Genomic DNA, 12189 nt, shown 5'->3' with positions numbered 1-12189 from the left:
AGGCAGGTCGAGGCCCCGCCGATCCGCCCCCCGCGCCCGAGAACCGCTTCGTGCTCTGGCTGCGCGGCCTCGACCTGCCTCGCCGCCCCGGCTGGATCGGCGGCGTCTGCGCGGGGATCGCCGACCGGCTCGGCATCGACCCGCTGATCGTGCGCGGGATCGTGCTCGTCGTCGCGGTGCTGGGCGGGCCCGCGCTCCTCCTCTACGCCGCGGCCTGGCTGCTGCTGCCCGACCAGGACGGCGCCCTGCCGGTGGAGCGGCTGCTCCGCGGCTCGCTCGACCGGGTGCACGCCGGGATCGGCGTCCTCGTGCTCGCCTCGATGCTGCCGGTGGCGCAGGGCTTCTGGTCGCTCGGCGGCGCGTACACCGGGGCGATGCCCTGGGCGCCCGCGACCGGGCGGACGCTGTGGTCGCTCGTGGTGCTCGGGCTGATCGTGGCCTTCGTGGTCTGGATCGTGCGGCGGAGCCGGCGATCGGACGACGCGGCCGCTCACCCGGCCCCGGGCTCCCCGTCCGCACACCCCTCCGCGACGCTCCCCTACCCCGCGCCCTCCGCTCCCGCCTACCCCGCACCCGACCCCGGGCTGCAGGACGAGCGCCCCTCGTCCCCCGAGGCCGTCGCCGAGTGGCGCGAGCGTCAGGAGGCCTGGCGGGCCGCGCGGGAGGCGTTCCGCGCCCAGCAGAGCGCGTCTGCCCGTGAGACGGCCCGCGCCCGGGCGGAGGAGGCGCGACTCGCCGCCGCCGCCGTCACCGCCGCGCGCCTGGAGCGCCAGCGTCTCCGACGCGCCGCGAACCCCCGGCTGCGGGCGAGCCTCACGCTGCTCGCCCTGGGCGCCGCCGCGCTGACCGGCGCACTGGTCTCGCTCACCGCCTCCGGACCGACGGCCCTCGTCGTCGGAGCCGCCTCGGTCGCGCTCGTGCTCGCCGTGGTGATCGTGCTCGCCGGCCTGTTCCGGAGGCGCGCGATCGCGCTGATCGCCCTCGCGACGGTCGCGCTGGTCACGGCCGCCTGCGCCGCCGTGCTGCCGACCGACCGCGAGCTGCTCCCCGTGCTCGGCACCTACGGCTTCTCGAGCGCCGCTCCCGGCCGCTACGCGACGCTCGCGGCGAGCGACCTGCGCGTCACGGTCGCACCCGGCTACGAGACCTCCGGCGAGCCGCTGGACCTCTGGATCGGCTACGGGCACGTGTCCGTCGCCACGATGGCGGGAACGGCGGTCCGCCTCGAGGCGACCACGGAGGACACCGAGCTCCTCGTGCTGGACGCCGACGGAGGCGCGATCGACGCGCCCCGCGAGGTCCGCACCGCCGACGGCCGTCAGCTGTGGACGCAGACCTTCGGCGATCCCGAGGCCGAGCCGTTCGTGGTCCGCATCGCCCAGGAGGGCGGGTCGATCCGAGTCCAGGACTCCACACCGGGCGCCGACTCCGGCACCACCGCGCCGGACGCCGACGCCACCCCGACACCCACCCCCGAGACCGGAGCCGCACGATGACCACCACGCCCACCCCCGCCACCGCCCGCCCGCGGATCCGCGTCGGCGCCGTCCTCTACGGACTCGTCCTCGCCGCCGCCTCGATCGGCCTGCTCGTCGTCTCCGCCGACCCGGTGCTGCGCGCGCAGGTCGTCGAGCGCGGGATCACGCTCGAGCCCGGCGCCGCGCTCGCCCTGGCCGTCGCGGCGCTCGGCGCCATGGCGCTCCTCCTCGGACTCGCCCGCCTGCTCGACCGCCGCGCCGCTCGCGACGACGGCTGACCCCGGCGCGGGACGCCGGGTGCTCGCAACCCCCTGCCCCGCATCCGCCGAGAGGCGCAGACTCGTCCCGGGCGATCGCCCGCCACCCCCTGGAGACGAGACCATGCCCTTCTGCGCCCTCGAGAGCCTCCGCTGATGGAGCTGGGCATCGCCGCGATCGTCGGCGTCTCGGTCCTCGTCGCGGTCGCCGTCTTCTCGCGGCGCCTCGGCGTCGCCGCCCCGATCGTCCTCGTGCTCGCCGGCGTCGGCCTCTCGTACATCCCCGGGGTTCCGGAGGTGGTCGTCCCGCACGAGTGGGTGCTCGACGGCGTGCTGCCGCCGCTGCTGTACGCGGCGGCGCTCAGCGTCCCGTTCATCGACTTCCGCCGGAACCTCACCACCATCACCGGCCTGTCGGTCGTTCTGGTGCTGATCTCGGCGGCCGGCGTCGGCGCGCTCCTCTTCCTCCTCCTCCCCGAGCTCGGGCTGGGCCTGGCGATCGCCGTGGGCGCGATCATCAGCCCGCCCGATGCGGTCGCCGCGACCTCGGTCGGCCGGCGGCTCGGCCTCCCGCCGCGTCTGCTCACCCTGCTCGAGGGCGAGGGGCTGATCAACGACGCGACCGCGCTGGTGCTCCTCCGCTCGGCCCTCGCCGCCGCCGCCGGGACGCTCGCGACGCCGTGGGCCGCGATCGGCGACTTCCTCTACGCGGTCGTCGTGGCCGTCGTGGTCGGGTTCGTGGCCAGCGTCGTCACCGTCTTCGTCCGCTCGCGGCTCGAGGACCCGGTGCTCAACACCGTCCTCTCCTTCATCGTCCCCTTCGTCGCGTTCATCCCCGCCGAGGGCCTGGGCGCCTCGGGCGTGCTCGCCGTGGTCGTCGCCGGCCTGCACACCGGGCACGCCTCCTCCCGCGCCTTCACCGCGCAGTCGCGGGTGAACGACCGGATCAACTGGCGGACCGTGCAGTTCCTGCTCGAGAACGGCGTGTTCCTGCTGATCGGGCTCGAGATCCGCTCGCTGATCCACGACGCCGACAGCGCGCGCCTCTCCGTGCCCGGAGCTGTCGGGATCGGCCTGATCGCGGTGGTCGGGCTGATCGTCGTTCGCTTCCTCTGGGTCGGCCCGGTGCTCCTCGGCGAGCGCTGGCAGACCCGCCGGGCCGAGCGCCGGGCCCGCGAGCAGAAGGAGCTGCTCGAGTCGCCCGAGGCGCAGGAGCTGCCGAAGGAGGAGCGCGGCCGGGCGAAGCGGCGCTACCTGCTGCGGCGCAGCGACTACCGGCACTTCAGCCGCAACGGCATCGGCTGGCGCGGCGGTCTGGTGCTCGGCTGGTCCGGGATGCGCGGAGTGGTGACCCTCGCGGCCGCGCAGTCGCTGCCCGAGGACATCCCGTACCGTCCGCAGCTCGTGCTGATCGCCTTCACCGTGGCCGTCGCGACCCTCCTGATCCAGGGCAGCACGCTGCCGCTGCTGATCCGCGCGCTGGGCATCCGCGGGATCGACGTGCCCGAGGACCAGCGGGCGCTCGCGGGCCTGCTCGACGAGATCACCGAGAAGGGCCTCTCGGTGCTGGAGCACCCGGGCGACGCCGTCGAGGGCGCCGACGGCGTCGCTCCGGACGTCCTGGAGCGGGTGCGGCAGACGTCGTTCCTCCGCTCCGAGGCCGCCTGGGAGCGCTCGCGCGGCACGGAGAGGTCGGTCGCGGACACTCCGCACCGCCTCTACCGAGCGCTGCGCCTCGCCGTGGTCGCGGCCGAGCGGGAGGCGCTGCTGGACGCGCGCTCGCGCCGCGCCTACCCGCAGCGCATCCTCCGCGACGCCCAGTCGCTGCTCGACCTCGAGGAGACGCGGCTGCGGGTCCGGCGGGGCTCCGAGTCCTGAGGGCTCGGGATCGTGACGATCGCTCCCGGGGATGCCCGCGCTGATCCGCGCCCTGTGGAGGAGCGCCGAGCTCCTCGAGTGCGCCATCCGGATCGACCCCTCGGACCACGGCCGTCCGGCCTCCCCGGCATAGCCCGCCGATGCGTCACCCCCCGTTAAGCCCGCGCGCCCCGCTTCCTCTGGCACTGCCGTCACCCCGCCCGTAACCTGCGGATCGCCTGAGAATCGAAAGCTCGATTCGCCCGCATTCGAAGAGGGGTGGCGGGCCGGGGCGGATCCCCTCGGGCGATATCACGAGGGCCGATCCGCGCGCCAGCCCTCGCAGAGAGGGCAGACGGGGCGCTGAGAGGAACGCTATCCCGTGCGGCGCCGGAGCGCACGCACCACTTCGTTCGAGTGCTCTCAGGTCCAGTCGAGAGCGGAGCGCTCGGCCCAGTAGCGGACCGGATCCACGGCGAGCGCCGGGAGGTCCGGGAGCTCCCGGGGCTGCGCGCGCAGGTTGGCCCGCAGCTGCTCCGGAGTCGCCGCGCCGCTCAGCACGACGTCGGCCCAGGGCTGCGCGAGGACGGCCCCCAGGGCGACGGCGTCCGGCGCGGCGCCGGCGTGCTCGATCGGGTGCGCCACGAGCCTCCCGTTGGCGAGGGCCTCCTTGACCACCACCAGCCAGCCGTCGTCGTGCGCGGCGGCGAGCGCCCGGCCCGCGGACTGCTCGAGCGGGTTCCAGGTGCTCTGGACCGCGCTGAACGGCGACTCCGGGATCGCGCGGGCGAGCTCGATCACGCGCGCCTGCTCGGGTCCGCTGGTGGAGAGGCCGACGCGCACTCCGGAGCCGGCGAGGCCGCGCAGTCGGTCCAGCAGCGGGCGGTCGGTGAGGGCCGGGCTCTCGGGAGTGATCGAGTGGACGAGGTAGGAGTCGGGCGCCGAACCGAGCGCGTCGAGCGTGAGCGGCCACTGGCGGTCGAGCATCGCGACCGAGTGCTCCTTGCGCTCGTGCACCGGCGCATCCATCGCCCACCCGCCGACGTACTCGTAGCCCCACTTCGACTCGATCGTGAGCGCCGCCCGCCGCTCCGGATGCCGGGCGAGCCAGCCGCCGAGGAACTCCTCCGCGCGCCCGTAGGAGCGCGCGGCGTCGAGGAAGCGGACGCCGGCGTCCCACGCCGCGTCGAGCAGCAGGTGCGTGCGCTCGCGCAGCGCGTCGACGCTCCGCTCGGCCGCGGGGCCGAGGTCGTCGTCGCGCCCTGCCGTGATGTACGCCGGCCGGCCCACGGCCGCCAGCCCGATCCCGAAGCGCTGCATCCCGCCCACGGTACGCCGGTCCCGGAGCTCCGGCAGCCGCTAGCGTCGAGCGGTGACCTCCGCCCTCGACCGCGGCATCCTCCGGCTCGCCGTCCCGGCGCTGGGCTCGCTGGTCGCCGAGCCGCTGTTCCTGCTCACCGACTCCGCCCTGGTCGGCCATCTCGGCGCCGTCCCGCTCGCCGGGCTCGCGCTGGGCGGCACGGTGCTGCAGACGATCGTCGGCCTCATGGTCTTCCTCGCATACAGCACGACTCCGCGGGTCGGCCGGGCCCTCGGCGAGGGCGACGAGCGAAGGGCCGTGGCGGCCGGGATCGACGGCGGCTGGCTGGCCCTGCTCCTCGGCGCCGGCATCGCCGTGGTGGGCGCGCTGACCGCTCCGGCCGTCGTGGCGCTCTTCGGCGCGGAACCGGCGGTGGCCGAGGCGGGCGTGCGGTACCTGGCGGTGAGCATGGCCGGGATCCCCGCCATGCTCGGCGTCTTCGCGCTCACCGGGCTCCTCCGCGGCTTCCAGGACACCCGCACTCCGCTGGTGATCGCCGCCGGCGGATTCGCCCTCAACGCCGCTCTCAACGCCGTGCTGATCTACCCGGCCGGCCTGGGGATAACCGGCTCCGCACTGGGGACGGTGATCGCGCAGTGGGCCATGCTCGCGGGCTACGCGGGAGTCGCGCTGCGGCTCGCCCGGAGGGTCGGCGCGCCGCTGCGGCCGCACCTCGCGGGCCTGGCCTCCTCCGCGGGATCCGGCGGCTGGATGCTGCTGCGCACAGCGAGCCTCCGCGCGGCGATCCTGCTCGCGGTCGCGACCGCCACCTCGCTCGGGGCGGAGGAGCTGGGCGCCTTCCAGGTGGCGATGACGCTGTTCTCGACGGTCGCCTTCGCCCTCGACGCGGTGGCGATCGCCGCGCAGGCGCTGCTGGGCCGCCTCCTCGGCGCGGGCGACGCCGAGCAGGCCCGAGCCGTCACGAAACGCTGTGTGACCTGGGGAATCGGTGCAGGAGTAGTGCTCGGAGCGCTGGTCACCGGTCTAAGCGGTGTCCTGCCGTACGTCTTCTCGAGCGACCCGGAGGTGCTGCGGCTGCTGCCCGCGGCGATCGCCGTCGTGGGCCTCACCGCTCCGCTCGGCGGCTACGTCTTCGTGCTCGACGGCGTGCTGATCGGCGCCGGCGACGGCCGCTACCTGGCGCTCAGCGGCCTCGCGAACCTCGCCGTCTTCGTCCCGCTCGCCCTGCTCGCCCCCGCCGCGCCCGCCGAATGGCGCCTCCTCGCGCTCTGGCTCGCCTTCGCCGTCGGCTTCCTCGGCGCCCGCGCGGTCACCCTCGGGCTCCGGGTCCGCAGCGACGTCTGGCTCCGCTGACCGCACTCCTCCCCTGTGGAGAAGCCTGTGGACAACTCCGGTCAGCGCGGCGGTGCGCTGGTGTTCCCGCGGTGGAAGACGGCGTGGAAGCAGACCGCCTCCGCCTCCTCGTCGGCCAGGAGCGCGACCGCGGCCCGTCCCGCCGCACGGCCCTTCTCGACCGCGGGCTGGGCCATCGTCGTGAGGTCGTACTCGGCCGCGAGACCGGGCACCTGCACGCCGTCGAAGCCGACCACCGAGAGGTCCTCGGGCACGCGCAGCCCGCGCTCCTCCGCCGCGAGGATCACGCCCGCGGCCAGCAGATCGCTCTGCGCGACGACCGCGGTCGGCGGCTCCGCCCCCTCGAGCAGCGTGCGGCCCGCGGCGACGCCCTCGTCGACGGAGCTCGCCGCGGCGGCGACGACCGACGCCTCCGGGAAGACGTCCTGCACGCCGAGGAGGCGGTCGACCGGAGTGATGCTGGGGCTCGAGCGCCAGCCGGCCGGGATCGCGCCGCGGCGGCGGTCCTTCGCGAACGGGAGCGCGACCACCGCGACCCGCTCGTGGCCGAGCTCGCGCAGGTGCTCCGCGAGGGTCCGGCTGGCCTCGCGGTTGTCGAGCGAGATCACGGCGCCGCCCAGCTCCGAGAGGCCCTCGACCACGACGACCGGCACCCCCCGGCGGCGCAGCACGGCGACGGAGTCGTCGACCGACGGGCTGCAGCCGACCAGGATCATCGCGTCGACCGGGGCCGTCGCCAGCAGGCCCGCGCCGTCGCCGGTCTCGGTGAGCAGCAGGATCCCGGCGTCGACCCCGCCGAGCACGTCGGCGATCCCGTCGAGCATGGCGATCTTGATCGGGTCGCGGAACGCGTGCAGCATCCGCTCGTCCACGACGACCCCCACGATCCCCGAGCGGCCGCGGCGGAGCGAGCGCGCCCGCGGGTCGGGGCCGGCGTAGTCGAGCTCGGACGCCGCGCGCAGCACCCGCTCCTTCGTGGCCTCCGAGACGGGGCCGGAGCCGCTGAAGACCAGCGAGGCGGTGGAGGGGGACACTCCGGCCCGGCTCGCGACGCGGGCGAGCGTCGGCCGGGGGCTCTTGCGGGGTTCCACGTTCCTCCTCGTGGGGGCGGCGCGCTCGTCGTCGGTTGACCGTCCCCGGGGTTCCGGATAGCTTAGACCGGCTCGCTTCGAATCGATTCGACCGTGCCTCTCGATCCGGTGTCCGGATCCCGCCCGCACCAGGAGAACCGCCATGACCTCGACGTCCGCGCTCACGCGCCCGCAGCTGGTCGCCTGGCGCAACGCCGTCTTCACGATCTTCGTCCTCAGCGGGATCTCGATCGCCACCTGGGTCTCGCGCACCCCCGCCATCCGCGACGAGCTCCAGCTCTCGACCGCCGGAGTGGGCCTGCTGATCCTCTCGATGTCGATCGGCGCGATCGTCGGACTCGCGTTCTCGACGCCGGTCATGGGCGCGATCGGCGCCCGGCGCGGCATGGCGCTCGGCCTCACCGTCTCGGCGGCGGGGCTCGCGGTGCTGGGCGTCTCGGCCGACGTCATCGGCGTCCTCCCCGCGGCCTTCGCCGGCATGGCGATGCTCGGCTTCGGCAACGGAGCGGTCGACGTGATGATGAACGTCGAGGGAGCGGCCAACGAGAAGGCCTTCGGCAAGACGCTCCTGCCGCTGTTCCACGCCTTCTTCAGCCTCGGCACCGTGGCCGGCGCGCTGATCGGCGCGGGCGCCTCCGCCCTGGCCGTGCCCGTCGCCGTCCACCTCGGCGCGATCGCCGTGGTGATCGCGGTGACCGCGGTGATCGCGATCCGCTTCGTCCCGGTCCGCGAGGAGCTCGACACCTCCGGCGCGGCGACCACCGTGAAGCCGCCGGTCCGCGAGCGCGTCGCCGCCTCCCTCGGCGTCTGGCGCGACGGCCGCCTCGTCCTCATCGGCCTGATCATGCTGGGCATGGCCTTCGCCGAGGGCTCCGCGAACGACTGGCTGACCCTGGCGATGGTCGACGGCCACGGCACCGACAAGACGACCGCCGCCGTCGTGTTCGGCGTGTTCGTCGCCGCCATGACCGTCGGACGCGTGATCGGCGGGCCCGTGCTCGACCGCTTCGGCCGCGTCCCGGTGCTGCGCGCCTCCGCCGGGCTCGCGATCGTCGGCATCCTGCTGTTCATCCTCGCCCCGGTCGACGCGCTCGTCGTCGTCGGCGCGGTCGCCTGGGGTCTGGGCTGCTCGCTCGGCTTCCCGGTGGGCATGTCGGCCGCGGCGGAGGGGCCGCACTCGGCCGCCCGCGTCAGCGCGGTGGCGATGCTCGGCTACGTCGCGTTCCTGGTCGGACCGCCGGCCATCGGCTTCCTCGGCGAGCACTACGGCCTGCTGAACGCCCTCTTCCTGGTGCTGGCCCTGGTGGTCGTCGCCGGGCTCGCCTCCCCCGCCGCCCGCAGCCGACGGAGCTGACCGCCCCGCTCCACGCGCCTCCGCAAGCCCCCGTGGGGCCCGGGCGCCCCGGCGCGCCTCCCCCTAGGCTTCCCAGGACGGCGGCGGAGGGGGAGCGGATGCGGTACCGAGCGCGCGACGGCGCCCTGCTCCACGTCGACGAGCACGGAGCCGGTCAGGGGCGGCCCCTGGTGGTCGTCCCCGGTGAGCCGGAGCGCCACCCCTCCTACCTCGGCTCGTTCGCCTCGATCGCCTGCACGCGCCGCGTCCTCGTGCTGCACCCGCGCGGAGTGGGCGACTCCGCGGAGCTGCCTCCCGCTCTCCCGGCCACGACGGCCGCCGACGTGGAGGACCTGCGCCGCCACCTCGGCGTCGACGAGCTCGATCTCGCCGCGCACGACTCCGGCTGCCGCGCCGTCCTGCTCGCCGCCGTGGACGCGCCCGAGCGCGTCGCCCACCTGCTCCTGATCGCCCCCGGCACCGCCTGGCTCGGGATCGACGACCGGGCTGCCGGTCACACGACTCCCGCCGGCTCCGACGACACCGCGGCGATCCGCGACGCTCTGCAGCGCCTCGACTGCCCCGCGGTCGTCCTCGGCGGCGAGGACGATCCGGTGACGGGCGTCGCCGCTCTGGAGGCGCTCACCGCGCTCCTGCCGCAGGCGAGCCTGGCCGTCATCGAGTCGAGCGGCCACCACCCGTGGGCGGAGGCGCCGGCCGAGTTCGCGGTCGCGCTGCGCGCCTCGCTCTCGGTGCCGCCGCCCGCTCCTCCGCTCGGCCGCCGGCCTCCCGTCGCCGCGCACTGAGCCGGGAGCCCGCCGGGGCCGTGCCGTCTATCCTCGACGGGTGCGTCTCGTCATCGCGCGCTGCTCCGTCGACTACACCGGCCGTCTCAGCGCCCACCTCCCGCTCGCCACCCGCCTCCTGCTCGTCAAGACCGACGGGAGCGTCCTCATCCACTCCGACGGCGGCTCCTACAAGCCGCTGAACTGGATGAGCCCGCCCTGCACGCTGATCACGGGCGAGCCCGACGAGGAGGCGCGCGCCGCGGGAGTGACGCAGCAGTGGACCGTCGCGCACCGCAAGACCGGCGACGCTCTCGTCGTCTCCATCCACGAGGTGCTGCACGATTCGGCGCACGAGCTCGGCGTCGATCCGGGACTCGTGAAGGACGGAGTGGAGTCGCATCTCCAGCGCCTTCTCGCCGAGCAGATCGGCCTCCTCGGAGAGGGGCACACTCTCGTCCGGCGCGAGTACATGACCGCGATCGGCCCGGTCGACATCCTCGCCCGCGATTCCTCGGGAGCCGCCGTCGCCGTCGAGATCAAGCGCCGCGGCGAGATCGACGGAGTGGAGCAGCTCACCCGCTATCTCGAGCTGATGAATCGCGATCCGCACCTCTTCCCGGTGACGGGAGTCTTCGCCGCTCAGGAGATCAAGCCGCAGGCGCGGACTCTCGCCGAGGACCGCGGAATCCGTTGCGTGGTGCTCGACTACGAGGCCATGCGCGGCACCGACGACTCCCACACCCGCCTGTTCTGACAGGCACGGCGAAGGCCCCCGCGATCGGATCACGGGGGCCTTCCGCTCACCGGGCGCGAGGCCCGGGAATGCGGCGTCTCACCGGGCCGAGAGCCCGGCGGCCGCTACTTGTGGGCGGCCTGGTAGGCCGCCTGGACCTCGGAGGGGATGCGTCCGCGGTCGGAGACGGGGTGGCCGTTGGCGTTCGCCCACTCGCGGATGGCCTTGAGCTGCTTGGGGTCGCTCTTGGAGGCGGTCGCGACGCTCGTGGCGGCCGCGGGGCGCGAGCCGACGCGGCGGGCGCTCGAGACGAACTTCTCGAGCGCCGAGTGGAGCTCGGCGATGTTGTCGGGGCCGAGATCGATCTCGTAGTTGGCGCCCTCGATGCTGAAGCGGACGGTACCGCCGTCACCGGAATCGATAAGGGTTCCGTCGATATCGTCGACAAGCGTGATCTTCTGGGCCACTTTTCCTCCTGGAGTTCGCGGGACCGGACTGTCTCGACCCGGACCGGGAGAGACATTACCCCCTTTCACAATCGAGTGCGCCATGAATGGCGCCATTCGTCCCTTTCTCGCGCCATGTCGAGGGGAATGTTCAGGATAAGCGGAGGCAATCAGGGCGGAATCGAGCTGTTCGCCACCAGCCGTCGAATAGAGGACACGGTGTCCGCAGACGGCCGTAACGATTCCGGACACCGATCGCGCGCATTCCCGGGAACCGGTCCCGGCGATTCCGATCACGCCCCGGTCTTCGTTAGCGTGGAGTCATGGCACGACGAGGCGGACCCCCTGCACGCCCGGCGCGACCCGGTCCGTACCGCAATGCGGAGGCTCGGGAAGCACTGGAGGCACTCGTCGCCGCTCCCACCGCCGAGGCCGTCGACCGGCTGCTCGAGGCCTGCCTCGACGGCTCCCTCGTGGTCGACGTCACGGGCTCCCAGCCCGGAGGCGTGCCGCACGTCCGCACCGTCGCGACGACCACCGGGGAGCAGGTCCTGCCGCTGTTCACCTCCACGGACGAGGTGCGCACCGCGGTCCCCCGGCAACAGCATCCGCAGGTGCAGATGCTGGTCCTCCCCGGACGCGAGGCCTTCGCGCTGATCCGCACCGCCGACTTCGTCGCCGTGCAGCTCGACCCCGGCTCGATCGCTCAGGTCGTCACCCGTTCGTTCGTCGAACGGGCTCTGGACGCCGAACGGCCGTAGAGTGTGGCCCCCGGCGGGGCAGCGCCGGCGTCACCCCGTCCTCCGAGGTCAGGAGCCCGCCATGTCCGACACGACCCTCGCCGCCACCGGCCTCGACGCGCGAGCCGGCACCTGGTCCTGCATCCTGTTCGACCTCGACGGCACGATCACCGACTCCGCCCCCGGCATCACCGGCACCCTCGTCGAGACCTTCGTCGAGCTGGGCCGCCCCGTGCCCGCTCCGGCCGAGCTGCTGGCCTACGTCGGCCCTCCGCTGCTCGAGGCGTTCCGCGAGCTCGGCGGGATGACCGTCGAGGAGGCGCAGGCCGCGCTCGTGGTCTACCGCCGCCGCTACAACGCGGGCGGGCTGTTCGACTCCTCGGTCTACCCGGGGCTGCCCGAGGTGCTCGCGCGCATCGCCGAGGCCGGCGTGCCGCTCTCGCTCGCGACCTCCAAGCCGGAGTCGGCGGCCACGCGCATCCTCGAGCACTACGGCCTGGCGCAGTACTTCACGGTGATCTGCGGCGCCTCCGAGGACGAGGTCCGCAGCGCCAAGGCCGACGTCGTGGAGGAGGCGCTGCGCCGGCTCCGCGAGCTCGGCGTCGACCTCTCGGCGCCGGTGATGGTGGGCGACCGCGAGCACGACGTGCAGGGCGCCGCCGCCCACGGCGTGCCGACGATCATGGTCGAGTGGGGCTACGGATCGCCGCTCGAGGCGGTCGGGACGATCGCGCTGGTGTCCGGCGCCGAGGAGCTCGCGGACCTCCTGCTCCCGTGACCTGCGTACGATGA

The 12189-nt window shown here is 74.3% G+C and carries 12 protein-coding genes; 9 read left to right on the top strand and 3 right to left on the bottom strand.

The window, feature by feature from the left end; all coding sequences use genetic code 11:
* From C5C30_RS03825 to C5C30_RS03815, 3 genes are all read left to right on the top strand, one after another.
* The coding region (locus C5C30_RS03825) for a PspC domain-containing protein (protein WP_146081476.1) at positions 1-1496 on the top strand (1496 nt) is incomplete at its 5' end.
* The gene (locus C5C30_RS03820) at positions 1493-1756 is read left to right on the top strand and encodes a hypothetical protein (protein ID WP_104262600.1); all 264 of its coding nucleotides are present in this window, start codon (positions 1493-1495) and stop codon (positions 1754-1756) included. The genes C5C30_RS03825 and C5C30_RS03820, both read left to right, overlap by 4 nt.
* 135 nt (positions 1757-1891) lie before the next feature.
* Positions 1892-3613, top strand: a complete 1722-nt coding sequence (locus C5C30_RS03815; protein ID WP_104261412.1) for a sodium:proton antiporter — start codon at positions 1892-1894, stop codon at positions 3611-3613.
* Positions 3614-4015: 402 nt separating this feature from the next.
* On the opposite strand, the gene C5C30_RS03810 is transcribed toward C5C30_RS03815, so the two are convergent.
* A complete protein-coding gene (locus C5C30_RS03810) occupies positions 4016-4912 on the bottom strand; it encodes an aldo/keto reductase (protein ID WP_104333203.1) in 897 nt (298 codons plus the stop codon).
* A 52-nt stretch (positions 4913-4964) separates the two neighbouring features.
* Between C5C30_RS03810 and C5C30_RS03805 the strand changes: the two genes are divergently transcribed.
* The gene (locus tag C5C30_RS03805) at positions 4965-6266 is read left to right on the top strand and encodes an MATE family efflux transporter (RefSeq protein ID WP_104333202.1); all 1302 of its coding nucleotides are present in this window, start codon (positions 4965-4967) and stop codon (positions 6264-6266) included.
* 41 nt (positions 6267-6307) lie between these two features.
* On the opposite strand, the gene C5C30_RS03800 is transcribed toward C5C30_RS03805, so the two are convergent.
* A complete protein-coding gene (locus tag C5C30_RS03800) occupies positions 6308-7357 on the bottom strand; it encodes a LacI family DNA-binding transcriptional regulator (protein WP_104335426.1) in 1050 nt (349 codons plus the stop codon).
* Positions 7358-7499: 142 nt separating this feature from the next.
* Between C5C30_RS03800 and C5C30_RS03795 the strand changes: the two genes are divergently transcribed.
* The 3 genes from C5C30_RS03795 to nucS all read left to right on the top strand — a co-directional run bounded on the left by C5C30_RS03795 (position 7500) and on the right by nucS (position 10232).
* The gene (locus tag C5C30_RS03795) at positions 7500-8711 is read left to right on the top strand and encodes an MFS transporter (protein ID WP_104225755.1); all 1212 of its coding nucleotides are present in this window, start codon (positions 7500-7502) and stop codon (positions 8709-8711) included.
* Between the two features lie 98 nt (positions 8712-8809).
* The gene (locus tag C5C30_RS03790; protein ID WP_104333201.1) at positions 8810-9496 is read left to right on the top strand and encodes an alpha/beta fold hydrolase; all 687 of its coding nucleotides are present in this window, start codon (positions 8810-8812) and stop codon (positions 9494-9496) included.
* Positions 9497-9536: 40 nt separating this feature from the next.
* The gene (nucS, locus tag C5C30_RS03785) at positions 9537-10232 is read left to right on the top strand and encodes an endonuclease NucS (RefSeq protein ID WP_104333200.1); all 696 of its coding nucleotides are present in this window, start codon (positions 9537-9539) and stop codon (positions 10230-10232) included.
* A gap of 104 nt (positions 10233-10336) precedes the next feature.
* On the opposite strand, the gene C5C30_RS03780 is transcribed toward nucS, so the two are convergent.
* A complete protein-coding gene (locus C5C30_RS03780; RefSeq protein ID WP_104222624.1) occupies positions 10337-10678 on the bottom strand; it encodes an Lsr2 family protein in 342 nt (113 codons plus the stop codon).
* A gap of 302 nt (positions 10679-10980) precedes the next feature.
* Between C5C30_RS03780 and C5C30_RS03775 the strand changes: the two genes are divergently transcribed.
* On the top strand, positions 10981-11418 hold the full coding sequence (locus C5C30_RS03775) for an SseB family protein (RefSeq protein ID WP_104262595.1): 438 nt from the start codon (positions 10981-10983) through the stop codon (positions 11416-11418).
* A 61-nt stretch (positions 11419-11479) separates the two neighbouring features.
* Positions 11480-12175, top strand: coding sequence for an HAD hydrolase-like protein (locus tag C5C30_RS03770; RefSeq protein WP_104222626.1), 696 nt, complete (start codon positions 11480-11482; stop codon positions 12173-12175).
* The last annotated feature ends 14 nt before the right edge of the window (positions 12176-12189 follow it).

This window comes from Rathayibacter sp. AY2B5 (genome assembly GCF_002931645.1).
Classification (GTDB): domain Bacteria; phylum Actinomycetota; class Actinomycetes; order Actinomycetales; family Microbacteriaceae; genus Rathayibacter.
This window is presented reverse-complemented; position numbering and strand designations above follow the sequence as displayed.

Bases quoted from the DNA above. Each gene is read 5' to 3' on its own strand.
- C5C30_RS03820 (WP_104262600.1), top strand. From the start codon at position 1,493: ATGACCACCACGCCCACCCCCGCCACCGCCCGCCCGCGGATCCGCGTC.
- C5C30_RS03815 (WP_104261412.1), top strand. From the start codon at position 1,892: ATGGAGCTGGGCATCGCCGCGATCGTCGGCGTCTCGGTCCTCGTCGCG.
- C5C30_RS03810 (WP_104333203.1), bottom strand. From the start codon at position 4,912: ATGCAGCGCTTCGGGATCGGGCTGGCGGCCGTGGGCCGGCCGGCGTAC.
- C5C30_RS03795 (WP_104225755.1), top strand. From the start codon at position 7,500: ATGACCTCGACGTCCGCGCTCACGCGCCCGCAGCTGGTCGCCTGGCGC.
- C5C30_RS03790 (WP_104333201.1), top strand. From the start codon at position 8,810: ATGCGGTACCGAGCGCGCGACGGCGCCCTGCTCCACGTCGACGAGCAC.
- C5C30_RS03775 (WP_104262595.1), top strand. From the start codon at position 10,981: ATGGCACGACGAGGCGGACCCCCTGCACGCCCGGCGCGACCCGGTCCG.
- C5C30_RS03770 (WP_104222626.1), top strand. From the start codon at position 11,480: ATGTCCGACACGACCCTCGCCGCCACCGGCCTCGACGCGCGAGCCGGC.